Source organism: Nocardioides bruguierae (assembly GCF_023554635.1).
In the GTDB taxonomy this organism is placed as follows: domain Bacteria; phylum Actinomycetota; class Actinomycetes; order Propionibacteriales; family Nocardioidaceae; genus Nocardioides; species Nocardioides bruguierae.
In genome coordinates, this window is record NZ_JAMJPH010000003.1 from 221335 (window position 1) to 247687 (window position 26353).

26 protein-coding genes are annotated in these 26353 nt (G+C 74.1%); 23 read left to right on the plus strand and 3 right to left on the minus strand.

The window, feature by feature from the left end:
- Positions 1 to 104 precede the first annotated feature (104 nt).
- The 9 genes from M8316_RS03370 (at position 105) to M8316_RS03410 (ending at position 11649) form a co-directional block, all read left to right on the plus strand.
- Positions 105 to 932 (plus strand): glycosyltransferase family 2 protein, encoded by an 828-nt coding sequence (locus M8316_RS03370; RefSeq protein ID WP_250052012.1) that lies wholly within the window; start codon positions 105 to 107, stop codon positions 930 to 932.
- On the plus strand, positions 929 to 2203 hold the full coding sequence (locus M8316_RS03375) for a glycosyltransferase family 4 protein (RefSeq protein WP_250052014.1): 1275 nt from the start codon (positions 929 to 931) through the stop codon (positions 2201 to 2203). Before M8316_RS03370 ends, M8316_RS03375 begins: the two co-directional genes overlap by 4 nt.
- Positions 2204 to 2220: 17 nt before the next feature.
- Positions 2221 to 4740, plus strand: a complete 2520-nt coding sequence (locus M8316_RS03380; RefSeq protein WP_250052016.1) for a hypothetical protein — start codon at positions 2221 to 2223, stop codon at positions 4738 to 4740.
- Positions 4737 to 7322: a hypothetical protein gene (locus tag M8316_RS03385; RefSeq protein WP_250052017.1), complete on the plus strand. Its 2586-nt coding sequence runs from the start codon at positions 4737 to 4739 to the stop codon at positions 7320 to 7322. Before M8316_RS03380 ends, M8316_RS03385 begins: the two co-directional genes overlap by 4 nt.
- Before the next feature lie 165 nt (positions 7323 to 7487).
- On the plus strand, positions 7488 to 7682 hold the full coding sequence (locus M8316_RS03390; protein ID WP_250052019.1) for a hypothetical protein: 195 nt from the start codon (positions 7488 to 7490) through the stop codon (positions 7680 to 7682).
- Positions 7648 to 8655: a glycosyltransferase family 2 protein gene (locus M8316_RS03395; protein ID WP_250052021.1), complete on the plus strand. Its 1008-nt coding sequence runs from the start codon at positions 7648 to 7650 to the stop codon at positions 8653 to 8655. Before M8316_RS03390 ends, M8316_RS03395 begins: the two co-directional genes overlap by 35 nt.
- Positions 8652 to 9440 (plus strand): polysaccharide deacetylase family protein, encoded by a 789-nt coding sequence (locus tag M8316_RS03400; protein ID WP_250052023.1) that lies wholly within the window; start codon positions 8652 to 8654, stop codon positions 9438 to 9440. Before M8316_RS03395 ends, M8316_RS03400 begins: the two co-directional genes overlap by 4 nt.
- Positions 9437 to 10423, plus strand: coding sequence for a glycosyltransferase family 2 protein (locus M8316_RS03405; RefSeq protein WP_250052026.1), 987 nt, complete (start codon positions 9437 to 9439; stop codon positions 10421 to 10423). Before M8316_RS03400 ends, M8316_RS03405 begins: the two co-directional genes overlap by 4 nt.
- Positions 10420 to 11649 (plus strand): glycosyltransferase family 4 protein, encoded by a 1230-nt coding sequence (locus M8316_RS03410; protein WP_250052028.1) that lies wholly within the window; start codon positions 10420 to 10422, stop codon positions 11647 to 11649. Before M8316_RS03405 ends, M8316_RS03410 begins: the two co-directional genes overlap by 4 nt.
- On the opposite strand, the gene M8316_RS03415 is transcribed toward M8316_RS03410, so the two are convergent.
- From M8316_RS03415 to M8316_RS03425, 3 genes are read right to left on the minus strand one after another with little or no spacing between them, the layout of a single operon-like run.
- Positions 11619 to 12542 carry a COX15/CtaA family protein gene (locus tag M8316_RS03415; RefSeq protein WP_250052030.1) on the minus strand — a complete coding sequence of 308 codons (924 nt, stop codon included), beginning with the start codon at positions 12540 to 12542 and terminating at the stop codon, positions 11619 to 11621. The two genes, M8316_RS03410 and M8316_RS03415, sit on opposite strands and share 31 nt — an antisense overlap.
- 5 nt (positions 12543 to 12547) lie before the next feature.
- Positions 12548 to 13366 (minus strand): ABC transporter permease, encoded by an 819-nt coding sequence (locus tag M8316_RS03420; RefSeq protein WP_250052032.1) that lies wholly within the window; start codon positions 13364 to 13366, stop codon positions 12548 to 12550.
- Complete coding sequence (locus M8316_RS03425; RefSeq protein ID WP_250052034.1) at positions 13363 to 14439, minus strand: ABC transporter ATP-binding protein; 1077 nt, start codon at positions 14437 to 14439, stop codon at positions 13363 to 13365. The genes M8316_RS03420 and M8316_RS03425 overlap by 4 nt, the downstream gene beginning before the upstream one ends.
- A 97-nt stretch (positions 14440 to 14536) precedes the next feature.
- Between M8316_RS03425 and M8316_RS03430 the strand changes: the two genes are divergently transcribed.
- The 14 genes from M8316_RS03430 (at position 14537) to M8316_RS03495 (ending at position 26339) form a co-directional block, all read left to right on the plus strand.
- On the plus strand, positions 14537 to 14914 hold the full coding sequence (locus tag M8316_RS03430) for a hypothetical protein (RefSeq protein ID WP_250052036.1): 378 nt from the start codon (positions 14537 to 14539) through the stop codon (positions 14912 to 14914).
- Positions 14907 to 15302: a hypothetical protein gene (locus tag M8316_RS03435; protein ID WP_250052038.1), complete on the plus strand. Its 396-nt coding sequence runs from the start codon at positions 14907 to 14909 to the stop codon at positions 15300 to 15302. The genes M8316_RS03430 and M8316_RS03435 overlap by 8 nt, the downstream gene beginning before the upstream one ends.
- Before the next feature lie 128 nt (positions 15303 to 15430).
- Positions 15431 to 16177, plus strand: a complete 747-nt coding sequence (locus M8316_RS03440) for a helix-turn-helix transcriptional regulator (RefSeq protein WP_250052040.1) — start codon at positions 15431 to 15433, stop codon at positions 16175 to 16177.
- Positions 16174 to 17592, plus strand: a complete 1419-nt coding sequence (sufB, locus tag M8316_RS03445) for a Fe-S cluster assembly protein SufB (protein WP_250052042.1) — start codon at positions 16174 to 16176, stop codon at positions 17590 to 17592. Before M8316_RS03440 ends, sufB begins: the two co-directional genes overlap by 4 nt.
- Positions 17593 to 17644: 52 nt before the next feature.
- Positions 17645 to 18829: a Fe-S cluster assembly protein SufD gene (gene sufD, locus M8316_RS03450; protein WP_250052044.1), complete on the plus strand. Its 1185-nt coding sequence runs from the start codon at positions 17645 to 17647 to the stop codon at positions 18827 to 18829.
- Positions 18826 to 19188: a non-heme iron oxygenase ferredoxin subunit gene (locus M8316_RS03455; protein WP_250052046.1), complete on the plus strand. Its 363-nt coding sequence runs from the start codon at positions 18826 to 18828 to the stop codon at positions 19186 to 19188. The genes sufD and M8316_RS03455 overlap by 4 nt, the downstream gene beginning before the upstream one ends.
- Positions 19189 to 19282: 94 nt before the next feature.
- Positions 19283 to 20041 (plus strand): Fe-S cluster assembly ATPase SufC, encoded by a 759-nt coding sequence (gene sufC / locus M8316_RS03460; protein WP_250052048.1) that lies wholly within the window; start codon positions 19283 to 19285, stop codon positions 20039 to 20041.
- Between the two features lie 127 nt (positions 20042 to 20168).
- Complete coding sequence (locus tag M8316_RS03465; protein WP_372490547.1) at positions 20169 to 21440, plus strand: cysteine desulfurase; 1272 nt, start codon at positions 20169 to 20171, stop codon at positions 21438 to 21440.
- Positions 21440 to 21922: a Fe-S cluster assembly sulfur transfer protein SufU gene (gene sufU, locus M8316_RS03470; RefSeq protein ID WP_250052050.1), complete on the plus strand. Its 483-nt coding sequence runs from the start codon at positions 21440 to 21442 to the stop codon at positions 21920 to 21922. The genes M8316_RS03465 and sufU overlap by 1 nt, the downstream gene beginning before the upstream one ends.
- A 5-nt stretch (positions 21923 to 21927) precedes the next feature.
- The gene (locus M8316_RS03475; RefSeq protein WP_250052052.1) at positions 21928 to 22332 is read left to right on the plus strand and encodes a metal-sulfur cluster assembly factor; all 405 of its coding nucleotides are present in this window, start codon (positions 21928 to 21930) and stop codon (positions 22330 to 22332) included.
- A 196-nt stretch (positions 22333 to 22528) separates the two neighbouring features.
- Positions 22529 to 23029, plus strand: coding sequence for an ASCH domain-containing protein (locus M8316_RS03480; protein WP_250052054.1), 501 nt, complete (start codon positions 22529 to 22531; stop codon positions 23027 to 23029).
- The gene (locus M8316_RS03485; protein ID WP_250052056.1) at positions 23019 to 23672 is read left to right on the plus strand and encodes an acVLRF1 family peptidyl-tRNA hydrolase; all 654 of its coding nucleotides are present in this window, start codon (positions 23019 to 23021) and stop codon (positions 23670 to 23672) included. The genes M8316_RS03480 and M8316_RS03485 overlap by 11 nt, the downstream gene beginning before the upstream one ends.
- A 61-nt stretch (positions 23673 to 23733) precedes the next feature.
- Positions 23734 to 24738, plus strand: coding sequence for an ABC transporter ATP-binding protein (locus M8316_RS03490; RefSeq protein ID WP_250052058.1), 1005 nt, complete (start codon positions 23734 to 23736; stop codon positions 24736 to 24738).
- Positions 24735 to 26339 (plus strand): ABC transporter permease, encoded by a 1605-nt coding sequence (locus tag M8316_RS03495; RefSeq protein WP_250052060.1) that lies wholly within the window; start codon positions 24735 to 24737, stop codon positions 26337 to 26339. Before M8316_RS03490 ends, M8316_RS03495 begins: the two co-directional genes overlap by 4 nt.
- The last annotated feature ends 14 nt before the right edge of the window (positions 26340 to 26353 follow it).

Sequence of the window (26353 nt, forward strand, 5' to 3'; positions counted from 1 at the left end):
TCTGTGAGTAGTCCCCCAGGTGGTGTAGACCGCGCCGCAGTGGGCAGGGTCGATAGCAGCGGACACAGATGTGCACCGCAGTGACACCATGGGGGGTTTCACGCATGACCATGCACGCCCAGATCGAGGCGCCGACGACCAGGTCGGCCACCCCGACGGTGAGCGTCGTCGTCCCGGCACTCAACGAGGCCCGCAACCTGGAGGTCGTGCTTCCGACGCTCCGGGCCGCGGACCACCGGATCACCGAGGTGCTGCTCGTCGACGGCGGCTCCGTCGACGACACCGTCGCGACCGCACGTCGGGTCCTGCCCGACGTCCGCGTGCTCACGCAGGGACGCAAGGGCAAGGGCAACGCCCTGGCCACCGGCTTCGCCGCCGCCACCGGCGACGTGATCGTGATGTTCGACGCCGACGGCTCCGCCGACCCGGCCGAGATCCCGGCGTTCGTCGACGCGCTCGTGGAGGGCGCCGACTTCGCCAAGGGCAGCCGGTTCACCCTCGGTGGCGGCAGCGCGGACATCACGCCCGTGCGCCGGGCCGGGAACTACGGGCTCAACGTCGCCATGAACCGCACGTTCGGCACGCACTTCACCGACCTCTGCTACGGCTACAACGCCTTCTGGACCGACGTGCTCCCGGTCCTCGACCTCGCCGATCCCCAGGCCCCGTCCCGCGACGGGGAGATGCTGTGGGGGGACGGGTTCGAGATCGAGACCGTCATCAACTGCCGCTTCGCCGCCGGGGGTGCACGCATCGCCGAGGTGCCCAGCGTCGAGCGCGAGCGGATCTTCGGCCACAGCAACCTCAACGCCGTGAAGGACGGACTGCGGGTGCTGCGCACGATCGCCACGGAGCGGGTCCGTGCCCGCCGCGGGGTCCCGGCACGCCCGGGCCCCCGCCAGACCGCCGGCGTGACCCGGATAGCGTCGTGAGCGCCCGCGCACGCCGGCGTGGCACGACCCGGACGCTGGGCCTGGCGGTCGCCGGCCTGGCCGGGGTGCTGGCACCCCTGCTCACCAGGCTCAGGGAGCGTCGGCACGGTCTCGTGGCGGTCCCGTCTGCCGGGCCCCGGCCGCGGCTGACGATGGTCACCACGCAGGCCCACCCCGACCTCGGGGGCATCGAGTCCCACGTGGCCGAGGTGGCCGGGCGGCTGGCCGCCCGCGGATGGGACCTGGAGGTCCTCACCACCGACCGCACCGGACGACTCCCGCGCGCGGAGCGCCACGACGGGTACCTGGTGCGCCGCTACGCCGCCTACCCGCGGAACCGGGACTGGTTCGCCAGCCCGGGGCTCCTGCTCGCGCTCCTGCACCGCCGCCACGAGCTGGTCCACGTGCAGGGCGTGCACACGCTCGTCCCGCCCGTGGCCATGCTCGGTGCGCTGCTGCGCCGCAGCCCGTACCTGCTGACGTTCCACTCCGGCGGGGCCACCTCGGACCTCCGGGCCCGCGCGCGTTCGACCCAGTGGCGACTGCTGGGCCCGCTCCTGCGGCGCGCCCGCGTGCTGATCGGGGTCTCCGACTACGAGGTCTCCCGCTTCGAGGAGGCGACGGGCGCTCCCGTGCGGCTCGTCCGCAACGGTGGTTCCCTGCCCGAGCCGGAGCCCCGCCCGCAGGTCGAGCCGGGGCTCGTGGTGAGCGTCGGTCGGCTCGAGCGGTACAAGGGCCACCACCGGGCGATCGCGGCCCTCCCGGCCCTGGTGCGCCGCCGCCCGGACGCCCGCCTGGAGATCCTCGGCGCCGGGCCCTACGAGGCCGAGCTGCGCAGCCTGGCCGCCGACCTCGGCGTGGCCGACCGGGTGAGCATCCGCTTCGTGCAGCCCGCCGACCGCGTCGGCATGGCCCGCGCCGTGGCCGCCGCCGGCTGCGTGGTGCTCCTCAGCGACTACGAGGCCCACCCGGTCGCGGTCATGGAGGGACTCGCGCTGTCCCGTCCGGTCGTGGTCGCGCGCACCTCCGGCCTGACCGAGCTGGGGGAGCGCGGCTGGGCACGCACGGTCGAGGCAGACGCGCCCGCCGCCGACGTGGCCGAGGTGATCGCGGCCCAGCTCGAGGACCCGCTGGTGCCCGAGGTCAGCGACCTGCCCACCTGGGAGGGGTGCGTCGACGCCCTGGAGGTCGCCTACGCTGACGCGCTGGGCAGGCCGGTCGAGGCGGTGCCGCCCGTCACGACTGCTCACGCCGCTGCCCACCGCCGGTGAGGAGCCCCGCAGCCCCGATGAGCGACGAGCAGAACCCCGACGGCTCGTCGGCACCCGGTCGCGCCTCCGCGGCGCCCGGTGCCGGTCCGTCGCCCCAGGACCCGGGGACCCCGGCGGGCCGCCCCGGCCGGTGGCGGGCGCTGGTGTCCCGGGCCCCGGTCCGCCTCGCCCTGCTCGTCGCCGCCCTCGGGCTCGCGGTCCAGGCCGGCGGGTACGCGGTGGGCTGGGCCGGTCACCCCGGCCTCGCGCTCGTGCCGTACTACGCGGGCCTGGTGGCGATCATCGTGCCGTTCGGCGCGCTGCTGACCGCACCGGGGCTGCGCGCCCGACAGCGGTTCGCCGGCGCCCAGCTGCTGGGCCTGACCATGTGGCTGAGCTGGTTCCTCTCCAACCCGGTGATGGCCACCCGGTTCGACGAGACCCTGCACGTGCGGACCCTGCTGGACCTGCTCGAGGGCGAGGGCCTGTTCACCGCGAACTCCATGCTGCCGGTCTCCCCGTACTACCCCGGCCTGGAGCTGATGGCCGCGGCCGTGCGCTGGACCACCGGGCTGCCCACCATCGTCAGCATCGGGGTCGTGGACGCCGGGTCGCGCGCCGTCCTCGTCGCCGCGCTGTTCGCGCTCGGCACCCTGGTCGGCCGCCTGGCCCAGCGCTGGGCACCCGCCGACGCCCTGCGACCCGGCTCTGCCTCGCTCGTCGGCGGCCTCGCTGTCCTGCTGTACGCGGCCAGCCCGCAGTTCTACTTCTTCAACGCGCAGTTCGCCTACCAGACCCCGGCGCTGGCGCTCAGCGTGGCCGCCGTCGTGCTGCTGGTCCGGGCGCTGCAGACCTCGGTGCTCACCGGGCCACGCCGACCCCGCCTCGTCCTGCTCGGGACGGCGCTGGTCGCGGTGGCCGCGACCGCCGTGACGCACCACCTCACCTCCTGGCTGCTGCTGGCCACGCTGTGGGCCCTCGCCGCGTTGCTCGGGCTGGAGGCACGACGTGTGCGGGCCGACGAGCAGGTCGCGGAGACGGCGCGGCTGCGCGCCAGGACCGTGCTGGTCGTGGCCGAGCTGGGCACGGTGCTCGCCGCGGCGTGGACGACGGTCGTGGCCCCGCTGCTGCTGACCTACCTGGCCCCCATCTTCGACACCACCGGCTCCGAGCTGGTCAACCTGGTCACGCTCAACTCCACCGGCAGCCGGGAGGTGCTGGCCGACACCTCGGGCAGCCGCAGCCCGCTGTGGGAGATCGCCGTCATGGCGCTCTCGATCCTGCTGTGGCTGGCGCTGCTGGTGCCTGCGCTGTGGTCGGGCTGGCGAGGTCGGCTCCTGGGCCCGTCGCGTGCCCGCCTGCTCCTCCTCGCCATCGCGCTGGTCTACCCCGCGCTCTACGCGGTGCGGTTCTTCCCGACCGCCGCCGAGGTCGCCGACCGGGCGACCACCTTCGTGTGCCTGGGCACCGCCGTCCTGGCTGCCGTCTGGGTCGCGCCCCGCCTCGCGTCGGTGCGCAACCTCGTCGTGCCGGCCGTGCTGGTCATGCTGCTCGGCGGCGTGATGCTCGGCGGAGGACCCGACTGGCAGCGGGTGCCGGGCCCGTACCTCGCAGGCGCCGAGCAGCGCTCGGTGGACGCGGGCACCGTGGCCGTGGCCCGGTGGGCCGGCCGCTACCTGCCCGCCGGCTCGCGCATCGTCTCCGACCTCACCCTCGACCGGGTCATCCCCGACTTCGCTCCCGTGGACGCCGTCACCAAGCAGTCCGGCGGCGACAACATGACCCCGGTCTTCATCGACACCAGCGTCGACGACGAGGTGCTCGACCTGCTCACCGACAACGACGTCGACTTCCTCGTGGTCGACGAGCGCATCATCGGGCAGAAGGTCCTCTCCAACGCCTACTTCGAGGCCGGCGCCAGCTACGGCGACGACGCCCAGCAGCCCAACCGCCAGATGCTGACGAAGTTCCGCGGCGTCGAGGGCTTCGACGTGGTCTACGACGACGGCGACGTGGTCGTCTACGACGTCCGCTCCCTGCGTGGCGAGGACGCGACCTTCGCCGACCGCGCCGACCCCGGCCTGCCCGGCGACGCCGACCTGCTCCAGAGCGGCCTCGTCCTGCTCGGCGCCGCGGTCCTGGCCTGGTGGCGCCGCCGCTACCTGCTCACCGTGCTGCGGCACCCGCGCCGCTCCCACCTGGTGGCTGCGACGCTCGTCCTGCCCGTCGCCGTCGTCGTGGGCCTCCTCGGCTCCGTCGGCGGGTACCCGCCGGTGCAGGGTGCCCTCGTGCTCCTGCTGCTGGCGCTCGCAGCGATCCTGCTGCGTGCCGGTCGCGGCGACCCGCCTGCCGAGCCGGCAGCGCCCTGGCGCGAGCGGCTCCCGGGCCTGGTCGCGGGCGGCCTGGCCGTCGTCCTGCTCGTCGGTGCCGGCACCCTCGCCGCCCTCAGCGCGCGGCACGCCCTCCTGGACGAGGACCTGCAGCCCGCCCCCACGGCCTCGAGCACATCGAGCTCAGCGGGCTCCTCGGGCACCTCGGACGAGGGGGGAGCCTCATGAGCACCACGGACACCCCCCGGCGTGAGCACGGCGTGCTGGCGCCGTTCCGCTCGCTGCTCACCGCGCAGCTGGTCGGCACCGGTCTCGGCCTGCTGTTCTGGGTGGTCGTGGCGCGGGTGGTGCCCGCCGACTCGGTGGGCACCGCCTCGGGTGCGATCAACACCCAGACGCTCCTGGGGTCGCTCGTCTCCCTGGGCCTCGGCACGCTCCTCATCGCCGAGCTGCCCCGCCTCGTCCCCGGGCGCCAGCGCGCCCTGCTGCTGCGCGGGGTCCTGGTCGCCGCGACGGTGGGCGCCGGCCTGGCGCTGGCCGTCGGGCTCGCCGCGCGCGCCGGCCTGCTCGGGCCCACCCTGCGCGCCGCGCTCGAGCCCGTGGCCGGGCTGGTGGTCTTCGTCGTGGGCGTGGCCGCGGCCGCCTGCGGCGTCGTGGTCGACGAGTCCAGCCTCGGGCTGGGGCGCTCGTCGGTGCAGGTCTGGCGCAACCTCCTGGCCGCCGGCTCCCGCTTCCCGGTGGCCGCCGTGCTCGTGCTGGCCGGGGTCCGCGACCAGCTGGTGCTGCAGGTCTGCTGGGTCGCACCCATCGTGCTCTCCGTCGCCGTCGTGCTGTGGCGGGTGCTGCCGCGCGAGCGGGCGGGCTCCGGCCCCGGGCTGCTGGCCGACCTGCGCGGCTACGCGGCCGCCGCCGCGCACCACCAGGTGCTGAGCGTCGCGGTCGCGGCCGCCACGCAGCTCGTGCCCGTGGTCGCGGCCGTCGTGCTGCTCCCGCGCGACAACGCGGCCTTCGCGATCGCCTGGCTGGCAGCCGGCTTCGCCTTCCTGCCGCCGTACCTGCTCGCCGTCGCGCTGTTCGCCCACGGCGCGGACGCCGGGGAGGCGGCGCTGCGCCGCAGCATCGGCACCACCCTGCCCGCCGGGCTGCTGCTCAGCGCCTGCCTCGTCGCCGGCGCCTGGCTCCTGGGGCGTCCGGTGATGTCCTTGTTCGGGCCGACGTACGCCGAGGAGTCGGCCCACCTGCTCGCGCTGCTGGTGCCGGCCGGGCTCTGGATGGTCGTCAAGGACCACCTCGTCGCACTGCTCCGCACCCAGGAGCGCTTCACCCTCGCCTCCCGCCTGGCCGTGGTCGCCCTCGTGCTGGAGCTGACGGGAGCCGTCATCGGTGGCCTGCTGCACGGCGCCGACGGGGTCGCGCTCGGCTGGATCGCCGCCATGGTCCTCGAGGCCGTCCTCGCCGCACCGCTCGTGCGGCGCACGCTGGGCGGCTCCCCGTGGGTCGCTCCCTCGCCTCGGCGCCTGCTGGCGGCCCGCGCCGGTGGTGGCGGGACGTCCGGCGAGGCGCAGGCCGAGCGCGGCGCCGTGAGCCTGCGCACCACCACCATCCTGCTCGGGGTCCTCACGCTCGTCCTGCTCCTCGTGGTCGTCGGCATCGGCGTCCGCAGCGTCCGCGCGCCCTCCGACGACGTCGCGGACGGCGGCACCGGGACCGCCGGCACCACCCTGAGCACCTGCACGCCCACCGCGGCGCAGCCGGGCCCGCTGCTGGACCTGGGGGTGCAGGCCGCCACCGGCGACGCCGCGGACCCCGTGCTCGATCCCGAGCAGGTCGACGCCCTCGTCGCCGCGGCCGCCGACGCCGGCGCCGACGTCGTCTCCACTGCCGTGGCGTGGCAGGCCGTCGAGCCCAGCCGGGGCGTTCGCCGCTGGGCGGCCGTGGACGAGGTGGTCGACAGCGCCCTGGCCGCCGGGCTCGAGGTCCGCGTGGTCCTCACCGGCTCGCCGTCCTGGGCCGTGGGCGACGGCACGCTGAGCGACGCCGAGGCCCGGTGGCGGGCGCCCACCACGCCGGCCGAGCTGCGCCGGTGGCGCTCGTTCGTGGCCGCGGCGGCCGAGCACCTCTCCGGCCGGGCCACCTACGTCGAGGTCTGGTCGGAGCCGGACACGCCGGAGTTCTGGACGACGGGCCCCTCGCCCCGTGCCTACGCGCGCCTCCTGACGCAGACCTCGCAGGTGCTCCGCCGGGTCGCGCCCGACCTCACGATCATCTCCGGCGGGCTCGGCGGCAACGACATCGGCTTCCTGCGCCGGGTCTACCGCGCGCTCGGCCCGGGGGAGCGTCCCTTCGACCTCGTCGGCGTGCACCCCTGGCCCGGTGACGACGCGCCCGCGGCGGTCGACGCCTCGGCGCCGCTGACCGGCACGTTCGGCGCCTACGACGACACGTTCGCCGGGTACCGCGACGTGTGGCGGGTGCTGGTGGCACACGGCGACGACGACCTCGGTCTGTACGTGGGCGAGTTCGGCTACAGCACCAGCGACCACGGCGACGTCCGGGGAACCGACGACGCCACCCGCGCCGGCTACGTCGCCCAGGCGCTCGGCATCGCCACCTGCACCCCGTACGTCGTGGGGCTCTCCTGGTACTACCTGCACCCCACGCCGTGGAACCCCGCTTCGTGGACCCTGCTCGACGACCAGGGCACCACCAACCGGACCTACGCCGCGCTGCGCACCTGGACGCAGCGCCGCCAGGAGCTCGTGGACGAGACCGCTACCGACTCCGGTACCGGCACGGGGGACGAGTCGTGAACCTCAGCCCGCCGACCGCTCCCACCTGGGACGACTCCGCGCGTTCCCACCCCTTCGAGGAGACTCGCTTGCTACTCTCAGGCGCCGCCTGGGTCCCCGCCCGGCCCGACCAGCACGAACGTCGGACCGTCCAGTCGCGGCTCGTCCCCCCTGGAGGTAGCCGAGATGGCGTTCCGCCCCGGCCACGCGCTGCGCTCCGCAGCGGCCACGATCAGCTGCCGCTGCGGTCACCCGCGCAGTGTGCACCAGCACTACCGGGCCGGCAGCGACTGCGGTCTCTGCGAGTGCCGGGTCTTCCTGCTCCGGCTGCTCGGGCGGGTGCGCAGTGAGCGCCCGGCCGGCAGCGGCGGGGCTGCCTGACGCCACCGTCGTCGTCTGCGCCTACACGGAGAGGCGCTGGGACCAGGTCGTCGCCGGCCTCGCGGGCGTGGACGCCCAGACCCGGCCCGCGGCGCGCTACGTCCTGGTGATCGACCACAACGACGCCCTGCTCGAGCGCGCCCGAGCGGCCCTGGCACGTCCCGCGTCGCGGGAGGGGTGCGAGGTCGTGGTCGTGCCGAACACCGGTGCCCGGGGCGCCTCGGGGGCCCGCAACACGGGCACGGCCCTCGTCGACACGCCCGTCACCGTCTTCCTGGACGACGACGCCGTGCCCGAGCCCGCGTGGCTCGAGCACCTCCTCGCGCCGTACACCGACTCCACGATCGAGGCGGTCGGCGGGCACGCCGAGCCGGTCTGGCCCGACGGGGACGCGCCGCCCCAGCTCGCGCCCGAGCTGTGGTGGGTCGTGGGCTGCACGTACCGCGGGATGCCGACACGCACCTCCCCGGTGCGCAACCTCTGGGGCTGCAACATGAGCGTGCGCACCCAGGTGCTGCGCGAGGTCGGTGGCTTCGACGAGACGGCCGGCCGGGTGGACACCTTCCCGCTGGGCTGCGAGGAGACGGAGCTGTGCATCCGCATGGCGGACCGGCACGGGCGCGGACGCATCCTGCTCGAGCCGCGGGCCCGGGTGCACCACCACGTCTCCCGCGACCGCGTGGCCTGGTCCTACCTGCGTCACCGCAGCCTCCTGGAGGGTGTCTCGAAGGCCGCGATGGCCGCCCGCGTCGGCGACCACCGCGCCACCGAGACCGAGTGGGGCTACGTCGCCTCGGTGCTGCCCCGCGGCGTGCTGGCCGGTCTCGGCCGAGGCCTGCGCGGCGACCCCGCCGGCTGGTCCGCCGCGGCCGGGATCGTGGCATCGCTCGTCCTGGCCTCCCTCGGGTACGCCCGGGCGCGGCTCGGGCTGGCCGGGCGTCTCGGCAGGCTCCCCGCCGGAGGTGCCTCGTGACGGACCTGCCCGTGCTGATGTACCACTCGGTCGGCGGACACGTGCCCGCCGCGCTGCGCGAGCTCTGCGTGCCGCCCGGCCTGCTCGCCGAGCAGCTCGCGGCCCTGCGGGGCGCCGGCTACGCCCTCACGGGGCTGACGCACGCGCTGGCCCTCCGTGACCAGGGGGTCGCGGCCGCGGCGGTCACCGTCGACGACGGCTACACCGACTACGTGGAGCACGCGCTCCCCGTGCTGCGCGGCGTCGGTGCCGCCAGCACCCTGTACGTGCCGACCCGGGAGCTCGGTGGCGCCCCCGGCTGGCTGGCGGACGCGGGGGACCTGCGCCTGCTCGGGATGCCCGAGGTCGCGCGACTGGGGGCGGAGCCCGACGTGGAGATCGGCAGCCACGCCGCCGTCCACGTGCCCCTCGACGCGCAGCTCGCGGCCCGCACCGCCCGCGAGGTGGCCGAGAGCCGTCGGGTGCTGCAGGACGCCACCGGGCAGGAGGTGCGCTCCCTCGCCTACCCGCACGGCTACCACGACGGACGGGTGAGAATGGGTGTGCACGCAGCCGGGTACGAGAGTGCGTGCGCCATCGGTCACCGGGTGAGCCCCGCGGGGGAGGACCCGCTGGCCGTCAGTCGCCTGCTGGTCGGCCCCGACGACACACCGGAGGGGCTGCTGGCACGGGTGCAAGACGCCGGGGCTCCCGGCCTCTCCGCCCGGGTCAAGCAGGTGGCGGGCCCACCCTGGCGGTGGACCCGGCGCGCCGTGCACAGCGCCACCGGGAGGTACCTGACATGACGACCAGCAGCCGCGTCGAGGACGACACCACGAGCGCGTCCGCACCCCAGCCGGGGCGGCCCCGACCCGTGGGCACGGTCGGTGTCCTGGTGTGCACCCACGACGCCGCCCGCCTGGACCAGGTGACGGCCGCCGTCGCCTCCGTCCGGGCCCAGACGGCCACGGTGGACGAGGTGCTCGTCATGGTGGACGGCACCGACGACCTGCGCGACCTCGTGCGCGCCCGCCTCCCGCGCGAGCGCGTGGAGGGCCTGGGCTCCAACCACGGGGTCTCGGTGGCCCGCACCCGGGGGGCGCAGGCGCTGGACACGGACGTCGTGGTCTTCCTCGACGACGACGCCGTCGCGGACCCGGGCTGGGTCGAGCACCTCCTGCAGCCCCTGGCCGAGGACGACGTGCTCGGCGTCAGCGGCCGCTCCGCGGGGCTGTGGGACTCCCCGCGCCCCGACTGGCTGCCCGAGGAGTTCCTCTGGACGGTGGGCCTCAGCTTCGCCGGTCAGCCGACGCGCTGCAGGCGGGTGCGCAACGTCTACGGGGGCTGCGCGGCGCTGCGGCGCGACGTCTTCCTCGCCGTCGGCGGCTTCGACCCCGACCTCGGCCACCGCGCCGGCGTCAGCGGCGGGGGAGAGGAGGCGGAGTTCTGCCTGCGCGCCTCCGCGCGCACCGGTGGCACCTTCGCCTACCACCCGGACGCGGTCATCCGGCACCACGTGCCCGGTGACCGGCTGACCTGGCGCTTCTTCTGGGACCGGTGCTTCAGCGAGGGGGTGCAGAAGGTACGGCTCTCGCGACTCGTCGCGGGCGCCGCGCTCGGCGACGAGCGGGCGTTCGCGGCCCGCCTGCCGCGCTCGGTGCTCGCCGCCGCGCTGCACCGCGAGACCCGGCCGCGTGCCCTGGGCCTGGTGGTGGGTGCCCTGGCCGTCCTCGCGGGCATGGGGCGTGCACAGGTCGACGGCCGGCGGCTGCGGGGCGGTCGCGCGTGAGGGTCCTGCTGCTGGCGCAGTTCTACCCGCCCGTCATCGGGGGCGAGGAGCGGCACGTGCGCAACCTCGCCACCGCCCTGGCCGCACGAGGGCACGACGTCCACGTCGCCACGCTCGGCACCGACCGCGGGGCCCCGCAGGAGGACGACGGCGTCACCGTGCACGTGCTGGAGCACACCGGCTCCCGCGTCCCCGCGCTCTACCCGACCGCCGACCGGCCCCTGGCGCTGCCGGTGCCCGACCCGTTCACCGTGCGTGGCCTGGCGCGCCTGGCCCGTGAGGTCCGACCCGACGTGGCCCACAGCCACAACTGGATCATCAACAGCTGGCTCGCCGTGCCGGCCGCCCACCGCGTCCCGCTGGTGCACTCGCTGCACGACTACAGCCACGTGTGCGCGACCAAGCGCCTGGTGTACGAGGACGAGGTGTGCCCGGGCCCGTCCCCGCGGCGCTGCCTGTCCTGCGCGCCCGGCCACTACGGGCAGGGGCGGGGCCAGGCGATCTACGCGATGGTGCGGGCCGGGCTGCCGGTGCGACGCCGGTCGGTGGACCTGTTCACCCCCGTCAGCACCTTCGTCGGGGAGGCGAACCGGCTCTCCGAGCAGGGCGTGGACTGGGAGGTCGTGCCGAACTTCGTCCCCGACGACCTGACCGTCGGCGCCGCGGTGGACAGGGACCCGGCCCTGCCCGACGGCGACTACCTGTTCTTCGCCGGCGACCTCTCCGAGCAGAAGGGCGTGCACACCCTGCTGGAGGCGTGGCGACGCCTGCCCGGCACCGTGGGCGCGGACAAGCCGTCCCTGGTGATGGTCGGACGACCGGACGCCGACCTCGGCACCCTGCCGCCCGGGGTGCTCGTGGACCACGGCTGGACCCACGACCGGGTCGTGTCCGGCTTCCGGCACGCCCGCGCCGCCGTGCTGCCCAGCGAGTGGCCCGATCCCTGCCCGACGACCGTGCTGGAGGCCATGGCCCTGCGCGCCCCGCTGGTGACGACCCGGCAGGGCGGCATCGCCGACATGGTGACCCACGAGGAGTCGGCCCTCGTGGCCCGACCCGGGGACGCCGCCGGCCTCGGTGACGCGATCCGGCGCCTGCTCGACGAGCCGGCGCTGGCGGCCCGCCTCGCCGAGGCCGCGGAGCGCGAGGTCGTCCGCTACCGCCAGGGCAGCGTGGCCGACCGGTTCTCCCAGATCTACGCGGACGTGGTGGCGGCCAGGTCCTGAACCGGCTCGTCGCCCCGCGGCTCTCGGGGGGGCTGGCGCACCTGGAGCAGCAGCCACGTCGTCCAGCCCGCGACCATCGTCGTGCCGGCCATGTGCGCCCCGACCAGCACCTCGGGCACTCCGGTGAAGTACTGGACGAACCCGATCACCGCCTGCGCCAGCTGCACCCCGATCAGCCACCAGGCGGCCCGCACCGAGGCCCGAGGCGCGCCCGTGGCCAGCAGGAGGAGCAGCAGGCCGACGGTCAGGCCGATGTAGAGGAACACCGCGTCCGCGTGCAGCTGGGAGACCTGGAGGGTGTCGAGGCCGCTGCGCGGCACGTCGGCGTCGCCGGCGTGGGGCCCGGCTCCGGTCACCACGACGCCCAGCACGATCACCAGGGCGGCAGCCGCGAGGACGATCCACGCGAGGACGACGGCAGGGCCACGCCGCGGGGCCGAGGTGCTGTAGGTCCGGTGCAGGAGCAGGACGGAGAGCCCGATCAGGATCATCGAGAGGATCATGTGGGCGCCCACCACCCACCAGGTCAGCCCGGTGAGCACGGTGATGCCGCCCAGGACGGCCTGGACCGGGATGCCCAGCGCCGCCAGGAACGCGATCTTGCGCAGGTCGCGGCGTGCGGTGCGCCAGGCCGCGACGAAGGCCCAGATGGCGATGGCCACGAGCACGTAGGTGAGCAGTCGGTTGCCGAACTCGATGATGCCGTGCAGGTGCGCCTCGGGCGTGAAGCTCGTCGAGGTGCACTTCGGCCACGTGGGGCAACCGAGCCCCGAGGCCGTGAGGCGGACGGCTCCACCGGTCACGACGATCACCGCGTTGGCGACGATCGAGGCCCAGGCGGCCCGTCGCATGGTGCGCAGGCGAGCGGCGGGGACGACGTCGGGGTTGCTCATCGGGGTCACTCCCAGGTGAAGGTGCGGGCGGTCACCACGGTGCCGACCAGGGTCCAGGCCGCCAGCACGAGCAGGCTGGCGGCATCGATCGTGCCGTGCAGGAGGCCGGCGCGCAGTGCCTCGCCGAGCGCGCCCGACGGCAGCCAGGCGACCACGTCGCCCACCCCGCCGTACGCGGAGGCGGGCAGGACGACGGCCCCGCCGGCCATCAGCAGCAGGTAGACGAGGTTGGCGCCGGCCAGGGTCGCCTCGGCGCGCAGGGAGCCCGCCATCGCCAGGGCGAGGGAGGCGAACGCGGCCGTGCCCAGCACCCCAGCGAGCAGCGAGCCCAGCAGCCCGATGGCGCCCGGCTCCGGTCGCCAGCCCAGGGCGAGCCCCACCGCGGAGACCACGAGCACCTGGAGCACCTCGACCACCAGCAGGGCCAGGACCTTGCCGGCCAGCAGGCCGGAGCGCGGCAGGGGAGAGGCCCCCAGCCACTTGATGACGCCGTAGCGACGCTCGAAGCCCGTGGCGATGGCCAGCGAGGTGAACGACGTCGACATCACCGCGAGCGCCAGGACGCCCGGGGTGAGGACGTCGGCGACCGGCTGGTCGAAGGTGAGGCCCACCCGCTCGGCACCCAGCACCCCGCCGACCAGCACCACGACGGGGATCACGACGGCGATCAGCAGCTGCTCGCCGTTGCGCAGCAGGAGCCGGGCCTCCATCGAGGCCTGGGCGAGCACCTGCCGGCCCCAGGGGGCCGCACCGGGCTCGGGACGGAACGTGCCGCGCGCGGTCGCGACCTGCTCGTTCGACGACTGGCTCAGCTGCTCGCTCATCGGGCCACCTCCACGGAGCCGTCGGTGCCCGCAGGCAGGGGCTCGCCGCCCGGCTCCGCCGAGTCGCGCCCGGTGAGCTCCAGGAAGGCGTCCTCGAGGGACCGGGTGCCCAGGCTCAGCTGCACGGGCACCACGTCGTGCTGCTCGCACCAGGCGGCCACCCGGCCCAGCGTCGTCGAGTCGGCCGGCCCGGTGAGCACCAGCGACGTGGCGTCGAGCACCTGGAGCGTGGCGTCCAGCTCGGCGGCCAGCCGCTGCGGCGCGCCCTCGGGCACGGGCCGCTCGAGCACGAGCCGCAGGGTGGAGACCCGGCCGCCGCGGGTGAGCTCGCTCGGCGTGCCGGTGGCCACCAGTCGGCCGTGGTCGATGATGTGGACGACGTCGGCGAGCCGCTCCGCCTCGTCCATGTAGTGCGTGGTGAGCACGACGGTGACGCCGTCCCCGCGCAGCTCCTCGAGCAGCTCCCAGGTGGCGCGTCGGGCCTGCGGGTCCATGCCGGCGGTGGGCTCGTCCACGAAGACGAGCTCCGGGCGACCCACGACGGCCATCGCGAGGGCGAGCCGCTGCTTCTGGCCTCCGGAGAGCCGGCGGTAGGGCGTGCGCCCGCACTCGGCCAGCCCGAGGCGCTCGGACAGCATCGCCTGGTCCAGCGGGCGGGCGTGCAGGCGCGCGACGTGACGCAGCATCTCCTCGGCACGCACCCCCGACCAGGCGCCCCCGGACTGGAGCATGACGCCGATGCGCGGCAGGAGGGCGCGGCGGTCGGCGACGGGGTCGAGCCCGAGCACCCGCACGCTGCCCGCCTGCGGACGGCGGTAGCCCTCGCACGTCTCCAGGGTCGTGGTCTTGCCCGCGCCGTTGGGGCCCAGCACCGCGGTGATCGACCCGCGCGGCACCTCGAGCGAGAGACCGTCCACGGCCCGGGTGCTGCCGTAGGTCATGGAGAGGTCACGGACCTCCAGGGCCGGTCCGAGGCCCGCCGACGTGGCGGGGGAGGCCGCAGGGAAGGCAGCCGGCGTGGACGCGGTCGGGCGGTGGGACGGTCCGGCGTCGGCGCCGGCAGGGTGGGGCACGGGTCGAGTGTAGGAGCGGGCCGCACGCGGGCCCCAACCCGTGACCCGCGACCCGGCGTCGTGCGTGGCGTCGCCCACGCCCCTAGGCTCCCTGGTCGTGACAACGTGGATCGTGGCGCCGGTGCTGGCCCTCAGCCTGGCGGCCGCCGTGTGGACGGTCGTGATGATCGTGCGGGCCCAGCACCCGCCGAGCGATGCCTACTTCGTGCTCCTCGGCGCGCTGCTGGTGCTGCTGGTCGTGCAGATGGTCGTGGGCTTCGTGGCGCTGGGCGCCACCGACCGCCCCGTCGAGGGCGTGACCTTCGTCGCGTACCTGCTCACCACGGTGGCCGTCGTGCCGGTCGGCGCGGCGCTCGCCCTGGTGGAGCGCAGCCGCTGGGGCACCGCGGTGCTGCTCGTCGCGGTGCTCACGGTCGCGGCGTGCGAGCTGCGTCTCGAGGCCCTCTGGGACGTCGCGGCGGTGGCCGGTGCCTGAGCAGCGCACCACCCTTTCCAGCGGACCCGGGCGGCTCCTGGTCGCGCTGTACGGCCTGTTCGCCCTGGCCGCCACCGGTCGCTCGGCCGTCCAGCTCGGGATGGAGCCGGGCCGTGCGCCGCTGGCCTACACGTTGTCCCTGGTCGCAGCGGTCCTCTACCTCGTCGCCACCGTCTGCCTCCTGCTCGGCGGGCGACGTGCCCGAGTGGTGGCCCTCGTGGCGGTCAGCATCGAGCTGGTGGGCGTGCTCGGGATCGGCACCCTCACCTACCTGGAGCCCCAGCTGTTCCCCGACAAGACCGTCTGGTCGCACTTCGGCCAGGGCTACGGGTTCCTGCCCCTCGTCCTGCCGTTCTTCGGACTCGCCTGGCTGCGCAGCCGGCGCTGACGGTCCGCGCCGGCGGCACCCCGACGGGCAGGCCGTGAAGATCGCGTGAGGACGCCGCCTGGCACGCCCGCGACAGGTTAGGGGAGCCTTCCTTGAAGCCCCGCGAGCATTAACGGCACACTGACGTTGTGGAATTCACCGGGACCGAGCAGAAGCAGGAGCAGAGCACGCGACGCCGCGTGGCCTCGACGCTGCTCGCCCGGGGCCCGCAGACGGCGGCGGCCCTGGCGAGCGAGCTGGGGCTCACGCCCGCGGCCGTGCGACGCCACCTCGAGGCGCTCCAGGCGGACGGCGCCGTGGAGCCCCGCGAGCCCCGCACCGTGGGCTCGCGCGGCCGTGGCCGTCCGGCCAAGGTCTTCGCCCTCACCGAGCAGGGCCGTGAGGGCTTCGCCTCCGGCTACGACGACCTGGCCGTGCAGGCGCTGCGGTTCCTCGCCGAGACCGGCGGGGACGACGCCGTGCGCGCCTTCGCCGAGCAGCGGGTGTCCTTCATCGAGGACAACTTCGAGGACACGATGACCGAGCACCCCGAGGCCACCCCGGCCGAGGTGCTCGCCCTGGTGCTGAGCCAGCAGGGCTACGCCGCGTCCGTGCGGGACGTGCCCGCGCCGGCCGCGACGGGGGAGCAGCTGTGCCAGCAGCACTGCCCGGTCTCCCACGTGGCCCACGAGTTCCCGCAGCTGTGCGAGGCCGAGACGGCGGCGATCAGCCGCGTCCTCGAGCGGCACGTCCTGCGGCTGGCGACCATCGCCCACGGCGACGGCGTCTGCACCACCTGCATCCCCGAACCACCCGCCGTGCCGTCCTTCCCACAGGCCTCGCAGGCCTCCGCGCACTCCCGCCCGTCCGACGAAAGGAAGCAGGTCACCTCATGACCTCCATCGAAGAGCTCAACCCCGAGCTGCAGGGCATCGGCCGCTACGACTTCGGCTGGGCCGACCCGGACGTGGCCGGCGCCTCCGCGCAGCGCGGCCTCAACGAGGCCGTCGTCCGCGACATCTCGGGCAAGAAGAACGAGCCCCAGTGGATGCTCGACCTGCGCCTCAAGGGCCTGAAGCTGTTCGACCGCAAGCCCATGCCCACCTGGGGCTCGGACCTGTCGGCGATCGACTTCGACAACATCAAGTACTTCGTGCGCTCCTCCGAGAAGCAGGCCACCAGCTGGGAGGACCTGCCCGAGGACATCAAGAACACCTACGACAAGCTCGGCATCCCCGAGGCGGAGAAGCAGCGCCTCGTCGCCGGCGTCGCCGCCCAGTACGAGTCCGAGGTCGTCTACCACTCGATCCGTGAGGACCTCGAGGAGCAGGGCGTCATCTTCGTCGACACCGACACGGGCCTGCGCGAGCACGAGGAGCTCTTCAAGGAGTACTTCGGCACCGTCATCCCCGTCGGCGACAACAAGTTCTCCGCGCTCAACACCTCCGTGTGGTCCGGCGGCTCCTTCATCTACGTGCCCAAGGGCGTCCACGTGGACATCCCGCTCCAGGCCTACTTCCGCATCAACACGGAGAACATGGGCCAGTTCGAGCGGACGCTGATCATCGTCGACGAGGACGCCTACGTGCACTACGTCGAGGGCTGCACCGCGCCGATCTACAAGTCGGACTCCCTGCACTCCGCCGTCGTCGAGATCGTCGTGAAGAAGGGCGGCCGCTGCCGCTACACGACCATCCAGAACTGGTCGAACAACGTGTACAACCTGGTGACCAAGCGCGCGACCTGCGAGGCCGGCGGCACCATGGAGTGGGTCGACGGCAACATCGGCTCCAAGGTCACCATGAAGTATCCCGCCATCTACCTGATGGGCGAGCACGCCAAGGGCGAGACGCTCTCCATCGCGTTCGCCGGCGAGGGCCAGCACCAGGACGCCGGCGCGAAGATGGTCCACGCGGCGCCGCACACGTCCTCCTCGATCCTGAGCAAGTCCGTCGCCCGCGGCGGCGGCCGCACCTCCTACCGCGGCCTGATCCAGGTCAACGAGGGCGCGCACGGCTCGAAGTCGAACGTGCTGTGCGACGCGCTGCTGGTCGACCAGGTCAGCCGCTCGGACACCTACCCGTACGTCGACATCCGCGAGGACGACGTCTCCATGGGCCACGAGGCGTCCGTCTCGAAGGTCTCCGACGATCAGCTCTTCTACCTGATGTCGCGCGGCATGGAGCAGGACGAGGCCATGGCGATGATCGTCCGTGGCTTCGTCGAGCCCATCGCCAAGGAGCTCCCGATGGAGTACGCGCTGGAGCTGAACCGCCTCATCGAGCTGCAGATGGAGGGCGCGGTCGGCTGACGCCGGCCCTCCCACGCACGCCCCTCCTCGCTCACGACCAGAAAGAACTGCAGTGACCGTCACCGATGCTGCCCGCGACACCGTCGCGGCCGCGCTCGAGTCCGACCGGGTCGAGTCCCACCTCAACCCGCCGCCGTCCTACGACCTCGCCGACCACCCGCTGCCCACCGGGCGCGAGGAGGTCTGGCGCTTCACCCCGCTGAAGCGCCTGCGGGGCCTGCTGGACGGTGAGGCCTCGGACGCCCACCTGACCTGGGACACCACGATCCCCGCGGGTGCGAACCTGACCGAGATCTCCGCCGACGAGGCCCGCGGCCTCGAGCTGCCCCCGAACGAGCGGCCCGCCGCCCTGGCCGCCTCGCTCTCCGGCACGGCCACGCTGCTCGACGTGCCCGCGGACACGCGGGTCGAGGAGCCGATCGTGCTCCGGCTCTCGGGCGCCACGGTCGAGGACCTCGTCCACGGCCGGATGATCTACCGCTTCGGCGCGCACAGCGAGGCCACCGTCGTGCTGGTGCACGAGGGCTCGGCCCGCTACAACGCCATCTCCACGTTCCTCGTGGGCGACGGCGCCCAGGTCACCGTGCTCTCCCTCCAGGACTGGGCCGACGACGCCGTGCACCTGGGCCGCGACTCGATCCGCGTGGGGCGCGACGCGAGCGTCAAGCACGCCTCGATCTCCTTCGGCGGCGACGTCGTGCGGCTGCACGCCAACGTCGAGTACGCCGGCCCCGGCGGCGAGGCCGAGCTCCTCGGGCTCTACTACGCCGACGCCGGCCAGCACCTCGAGCACCGGCTCTTCGCCGACCACAACGCGCCCAGGACCAAGTCGAACGTGGTGTACAAGGGCGCGCTCCAGGGCCAGGGCGCCCACACCGTGTGGATCGGCAACGTGCTGATCCGCAAGGTCGCCGAGGGCATCGAGACCTACGAGGAGAACCGCAACCTCGTCCTCACCGACGGCTGCCAGGCCGACTCGGTGCCCAACCTGGAGATCGAGACCGGCGAGATCGAGGGGGCCGGCCACGCGTCGGCCACCGCGCGCTTCGACGACGAGCAGCTCTTCTACCTCAAGAGCCGCGGCGTCTCCGAGACCGAGGCGCGCCGTCTCGTCCTGCACGGCTTCTTCGTCGACCTGATCCGCAAGGTGGGTGTGCCCTCCCTCGAGGAGCGCCTGACCGACACGGTCGAGGCCGAGCTGGCCAAGACCGTGACGAGCGGACTGAACCAGCGATGAGCCTGGTCCGCGCCTGCACGCTCGCCGAGGTCCCTTCCGGGGAGGCGCTCGCGGTCGACGTCGAGGAGTACACCCTCGCGCTGACCCGGGACGGCGACGCCGTGATGGCGATCCAGGACCTGTGCAGCCACGCCGCTGTCGCGCTGAGCGAGGGCGACGTCGAGGCGGGCCCCGACGGGGCCTGCGAGATCGAGTGCTGGCTGCACGGCTCCCGCTTCGACATGCGCAGCGGCGCCCCGAGCGGTCTGCCCGCCACGTCCCCCGTGGCGACCTTCCGCACGGAGGTCCGCGACGAGGACGGCCAGCAGGTCGTCTACGTCGACGTCGCCACCACCCTCAACGGCGTCCGGCCGGACTGACCCGGCCACCGCCCACCCCACACACGCACCCGGCGCTCGCAGTGAGCGCACACCCGCACGCAGCACCGCGAGAACCCGCGAAAGAGAGACATCAATGAGCACCCTGGAGATCAAGGACCTGCAGGTCTCGGTCGAGACCGAGGACGGCCCCAAGGAGATCCTCAAGGGCGTCACGCTGACCATCAAGGCCGGCGAGACGCACGCGATCATGGGCCCCAACGGCTCGGGCAAGTCGACCACCGCCTACTCGATCGCCGGTCACCCCAAGTACACGATCACCGGCGGCACCGTGACGCTCGACGGCGAGGACGTCCTGGCGATGAGCGTGGACGAGCGCGCCCGCGCCGGCATGTTCCTGGCCATGCAGTACCCGGTCGAGGTGCCCGGCGTGTCCATGGCGAACTTCCTGCGCACCGCCAAGACCGCCCTCGACGGCGAGGCCCCCAAGCTGCGCACCTGGGTCAAGGACGTCAACGGCGCGCTCGAGCAGATGAACCTCGACCCGCAGTTCTCCTCCCGCTCGGTCAACGAGGGCTTCTCCGGTGGCGAGAAGAAGCGCGCGGAGATCGCCCAGCTGGACCTGCTCGACCCGAAGATCGCGATCCTCGACGAGATCGACTCCGGCCTCGACATCGACGCCCTCAAGGTCGTCTCCGACGGCATCAACCGCTTCTCGGCGCGCGAGGACAAGGGCCTGCTGCTCATCACGCACTACACGCGCATCCTGCGGTACGTGAAGCCCGACGTGGTGCACGTGTTCGTCGACGGCCGCGTGGCCGAGTCCGGCGGCCCCGAGCTCGCCGAGGAGCTTGAGGCCAACGGCTACGAGAAGTACACCGCCGTGTCGCGATGAGCGGCGCCGGGCGGCGTTGTCGACGCTCGACGGCCCGCTCCGCTCCAAGGCCGCCTTCGCGCCTCCGCCTTGCCCGGCACCACACCTCGCACCACGTCGTCGCACTTCACCCCATTAGGAGATCCACATGATCGAGGGTCTGCTGCCTGACCTGGAGGTCGTCCGCAAGGACTTCCCGATCCTCACCCGGACGACCCCGGGTGGCGGTCCGCTGGTCTACCTCGACAGCGCCAACACCTCGCAGAAGCCGCAGGTCGTCATCGACACGATGGTCGACCACCTCGAGCGGCACAACGCGAACGTGGCGCGGGCGATGCACATGCTGGGTGCCGAGGCCACCGAGGCCTTCGAGGGTGCGCGCGACAAGGTCGCGTCGTTCCTCGGCGCTCCCAGCCGGGACGAGATCGTCTTCACCAAGAACGCCTCCGAGGCGCTCAACCTCGTGGCGACGACGCTCGGCCTCAAGGGCGACCTGCAGGTCGGCGAAGGCGACCTCGTGGTGACGACCGAGATGGAGCACCACTCCAACATCGTCCCGTGGCAGATGCTCTGCGAGCGCACGGGTGCGGAGCTGGCGTGGTTCACCTTCGACGAGCAGGGCTACCTCGACCTCTCCGACATGGACCGCCTCATCACCGAGCGGACCAAGGTCGTCACCCTCACCTGGGTCTCGAACATGCTTGGCACCGTCAACCCGATCGGTGAGATCGCCCGCCGGGCCCACGAGGTCGGCGCCGTGGTCGTCGTGGACGCCAGCCAGGCGGCCCCGCAGCTGCCCATCGACCTGGCCGCCATACCGGCCGAGGAGCGGCCCGACGCGCTCGTCTTCACCGGCCACAAGGTCGTGGGCCCCACGGGCATCGGCGTGCTCTGGGGCAGCCGCGCGCTGCTCGAGGCCCTGCCCCCGTTCCTCGGCGGCGGCGAGATGATCGAGACGGTGCGGATGACCGGCTCCACCTACGCCGGCATCCCGTACAAGTTCGAGGCCGGCACCCCGCCGATCGTCGAGGCCGTCGGCCTCGGCGCCGCGGTCGACTACCTCTCCGCCCTCGGCATGGAGGCGGTGCACGCGCACGAGCAGGCCATCACCGGCTACGCCCTGGAGGGCCTGGCGAGCGTGAAGGGCCTGAAGGTCCTCGGCCCGCTGGACCCCACGAAGCGCGGGGGCGCGGTCTCCTTCGAGATCGAGGGCGTGCACCCGCACGACGTCATGACGGTGCTGGACACCCGCGGCGTCGCCGTCCGCGCCGGCCACCACTGCGCCCGCCCCGCGCACGAGAAGTACGGCGTGCAGAGCTCCACCCGCGCGTCCTCGTACCTCTACACCACGCCCGCGGAGATCGACGCCCTCGTCGACGCCGTGGAATACACCCGCTCCTACTTCCGCTTGGACGACTGATGAGCAGCGAGCTGGACGCCCTGTACCAGGAGATCATCCTGGACCACTACAAGAACCCGCACCACCAGGGCCTGCGCGACCCCTTCGAGGCCGAGGTGCACCACGTGAACCCGACCTGCGGGGACGAGCTGACCCTGCGCGTGCACCTCGAGGACGGCGCCGTCGCCGACGTCTCCTACGACGCCGTCGGGTGCTCCATCAGCCAGGCCTCGACCTCGGTGCTCGCCGACCTGCTGATCGGCAAGTCCGTGGAGGAGGCGCTGGCCGTGCACCAGACCTTCCTCGAGCTGATGCAGTCCAAGGGCACCATCGAGCCCGACGAGGAGGTGCTGGAGGACGCCATCGCGTTCGCCGGCGTCTCCAAGTTCCCCGCCCGTGTGAAGTGCGCGCTCCTGGCCTGGATGGCCTGGAAGGACGCCACCGCCCAGTCGCTGGGGACGCTCCCCGAGCCGGCCACCACCACCTCGACCCAGGAGGGCTGAGAGAGATGACCGAGAACGCCACCACCGAGGCCACCGCCCCCGACCACGGCGACCTGCCCGAGGTCCCCGAGGCGACCGGCGCGGCCGCTCCGGGCACCTCGCCCGTGTCCGAGGACGAGGTCGTCGAGGCCCTCAAGGACGTCGTGGACCCCGAGCTCGGGATCAACGTCGTCGACCTGGGCCTGGTCTACGGCGTGCACGTCGACGAGGGCTCCAACGTCGTCGTCGACATGACGCTGACCTCCGCGGCCTGCCCGCTGACCGACGTGATCCAGGACCAGACCGACGCCGCCCTCGAGGGCATCGTCAACGACGTCGCGATCAACTGGGTCTGGATGCCGCCGTGGGGCCCGGACAAGATCACCGAGGACGGCCGCGAGCAGCTGCGCGCCCTCGGTTTCAACGTCTGAGCGCTGACGTCCCGAGGAACGAGGGACGTCAGCACGCGCAGAGGTCGAGGAAGCGCACCGTCGAGCTTGCGAGACGGTGACCGCGGCTCGAGACCCGGATCGCGTCAGGCACGTCGCCCCGCCTCGGCTGAGAACAGCCCGCCGACCACCCGGTCGGCGGGCTGCGGCGTTCCGGAGGCGTCCCTAGGCTCACCCCATGACCGACGACGCGGCCGGCCCGGACGACGCTCTCCTGCAAGCCTTCTGGGACGTGGCGCGCGTCCACGCCCGGCTGGGCAGCACCGTCCCGAACTACCTCGGCCCGTCCACGCTCGAGATGCTCCGTCCGCCGTGCTGGTCGTTCGGGGACGACGAGGAGGCTCGCGTGCACACCGCCGAGGTGGTGGGTGGCCTGGTGACGGCCGGGACGTCCCTGCTCAGCGACCACGAGCCCGACGACCTGCCCCAGCCAGGCTCCCTGTCGGTGCTCCTGGACCACGGGATGAGGCCGGTGGCCCTGCTCGCCACCGACGACGTGCAGGTCGTCGCCCTGGCCGACGTCCCCGACGCCCACGTGGCCGCCGAGATGCCGGGGGAGGCCTCGCGGGAGGAGTGGCTGGCGGCGCGCCGCGCCGACCTGGTGGAGCACCCCGACGACCTGCGGCCCGAGACCGAGGTCGTCCTCGAGTCCTTCCGCGTCGTGCACCGTGCCGACTGACGGGGCGACCACGCTGCTGCTGCCCGCGCAGCGACTGCCCCGCTGGCTCGAGAACTTCGCCCGCCGCCACGGGGACCCCGCGTTCGACCTGGACGCCGGCGTCCTCGTCGGGCGCGCCCCGGACGGGGCGTGGTGCCGCGTCGCCCTGCCCGGAGGTCACGAGGCGACGGCGCCCGACGCGGCGGCCGTCGCCGCGCAGGCGTGCGCCCTGGCGCGCGCGGACCGCGGTGTCCTGCTGGTGCGGCGCGGCGGCTTCGCGGTCGCGCTCGTGCGCGACGGCGCGGTGGTCGCCAGCAAGGTAGGCCAGCGGCACGTCCAGGGCCGCACGAAGGCGGGCGGCTGGTCGCAACAGCGGTTCGCGCGGCGCCGGGACGCGCAGGCGCGCGTCGCAGGGGAGGCCGCGGCGGGCCACGCGGCGCGGGTGCTCGACGGCCTGGTCGGTCCGTTGGTGACCGGCGGCGACCGGGCCATGGTGGGCGAGGTCCTGGAGGACCTGCGGCTCGGGTCCGCGCACCCGGACGCGGCGGTGGCCGGCGTCGTGGTCGACGAGCGCTTCCTCGACGTGCCCGACCCCCGCCGCGACGTCCTCGACCGAGCCGTGGTCGCTGCGGCCGCGCTGCAGGTGGTCGTGCACAACGGCTGAGCCGTCCAGCCCGGTCCCCGACCGACCCCCGCAGGCGGCCGCGGAGGTCTAGCGTGGGGGCGTGAGCGAGCACGTCATCCACGTGGCCGGCCTGGTGAAGACGTTCGGCCGGTTCCGGGCGCTCGACGAGCTGGACCTGCGGGTGCGGGCCGGCGAGGTGCACGGCTTCCTCGGGCCGAACGGCTCCGGCAAGTCCACGACCATCCGGGTGCTGCTGGGCCTGCTGCGCAAGGACGCCGGGGAGGTGCGCCTGCTCGGCGGCGACCCGTGGCGACAGGCGCCGGCCCTGCACCGTCGCCTGGCCTACGTGCCGGGGGACGTGGCGCTGTGGCCGAACCTCACGGGCGGCGAGGCCATCGACCTGCTCGGGCGGCTGCGCGGCGGGCTCGACCCGGCGCGGCGCGACGCCCTCGTCGACGCGTTCGACCTGGACCCGACGAAGAAGGGCCGCAGCTACTCCAAGGGCAACCGGCAGAAGGTCGCGCTGGTGGCGGCGCTCGCCGCGGACGCGGAGCTGCTGGTGCTGGACGAGCCGACGTCGGGCCTGGACCCGCTGATGGAGGCCGAGTTCCAGCGGCACGTCGAGGCGTTCCGTGAGCGTGGGGGCACGGTGCTGCTCTCCAGCCACATCCTGGCCGAGGTCGAGCGCCTGTGCGACCGCGTCAGCATCGTGCGGGGCGGCCGGACGGTCGAGTCGGGGAGCCTGGCCGAGCTGCGCCACCTGACCCGCACCTCCGTGGTGGCCGACCTCGACACCCTCCCGCGTGGGCTCGGCGACCTGGCCGGCGTCCACGACCTGACCAGTGAGCCGCTGGTGGGCGACAGCGGCGGCGACACGGGCACCGGCACCGGGGTGCGGGTCCGCTGCGAGGTGGACACCGCCCGGCTGGGCGCGGCCCTGCCGCTGCTGACCGCGGCAGGCGTCCGGGCGCTCACCGCGCAGCCGCCGACCCTGGAGGAGCTGTTCCTGCGCCACTACGGCGACCCCGCCCCGTCCGAGCCCCGGGAGGGGGAGGGACGGCAGGGCCGGCACCGGAGCGCCCACCGGGACAGGCGAGCGCGGTGAGCCCGCGGGAGGCGCTGCGGGGCCTCGGCACCCTGGTGCGCGCCGACCTGCGGCGCGACCGGGTGATGATCCCGCTGTGGGCGGCCGGCATCGCGCTGCTCTACGGCAGCCAGGGCCCGGCCATCGACGGCCTGTACGCGACGCAGGAGGAGTTCGACGCCGCCGCGGCCGCGATGGGGGCCAACAGCGCCTTCGTCGCGATGGCCGGCCCGGCCCGGGCGCTGAACACGATCGGCGGTCAGGTCACCTGGCAGGCCACCGCCTTCGGGGCACTGGCTGCCGGCCTGATGAGCGGCCTCGTCGTGCTGCGGCACACCCGCGCCGAGGAGGAGCAGGGCCGCGACGAGCTGGTCCGGGCCGCGGCGGTGGGACGCTGGGCGCCGCCGGCCGCCGCCCTCGTCGTGGCGGTGGGGGCCAACGTCCTCGCCGGCGTCCTCGTGGCCCTCTCCCTGGTGGTGTTCCCGCTGGCCGTCGCCGACTCCGTCGCGCTCGGGGTGGGCCTCGCGCTCACCGGCTCGGCGTTCGCGGCGCTCGCCCTGGTGGCCGCGCAGCTGACCACCAGCAACCGCGCGGCGGGCGGGCTGGTGGCGGTCGTCCTGGGTGCCTCCTACGCCCTGCGGGCCGTGGGGGACGTCGGCGGTGGCACCCTGTCCTGGTTCTCGCCCATCGGTTGGTACCAGGCCACGCACGCCTTCTCGGGGCTGCGCTGGTGGCCGCTGCTGCTGACGGTGGGCCTGCTCGTCCTGGCGGTCGTCGCGTCGGCGGCCCTGCTGGAGCGCCGGGACATCGGCTCCGGCCTGTGGGCGACCCGTCCGGGCCCGGCTCGCGCCGGGCGGACGCTCGCCGGCCCGGTGGGGCTGGCCTGGCGGCTCCAGCGGGGCGGGGTCCTGGCCTGGTGCGCCGGCCTGTTCCTGACCGGGCTCTCCTACGGGTCGATCGGCGACGACGTCGGCTCGCTGCTGGGGGAGGGCGGTGCCTCGTCGGAGATGATGACCCAGGGCCTGGGGGTGGCGACGCCCGAGGCGCTGACGGACGCGTTCTACGCCACGAGCCTGGTGATGATGGCGTTGATCGGCGCCGGCTTCGCGGTCTCCTCGGCGCTGCGGCTGCGCGGGGAGGAGACCGCCGGCCGGGCGGAGACCCTGCTCGCGACCGGCCTCTCCCGCGGGCGCTGGGCGGGTGCCTCGGTCCTGGTCACCGTGCTGGGCACGCTCGCCGTCGTCGTGGCCGGCGGTCTGGGGATCGGGATCGGCTACGCGCTGGTCACCGGCGAGGCCGGCGCCTGGGCGCAGTACGTGCTGCCGGCGCTGGTGCCCGGTGCCGGGGTGCTGCTGCTGGCGGGGCTGGCCCGCCTGGTGCTGGGGGTGTTGCCGCGGTGGTCGGGGCTGGCGTGGGCGCCGCTCGGGCTGGCCGTCGTGGTGCTCTTCTTCGGAGAGCTGCTCCGGCTGCCCGGCTGGCTGACCGCGCTGTCCCCGTTCGATCACCTGCCGCTGGTGCCCGCCGAGTCGTTCGACGCGGCCCCCGTCGTGGTCGTGCTGGGTCTCGCCGCGCTCGCCTCCGCCGCCGGGCAGCTGGCGTTCCGGCGCCGCGACGTCGGCTGAGCGCGCTCTCCCAC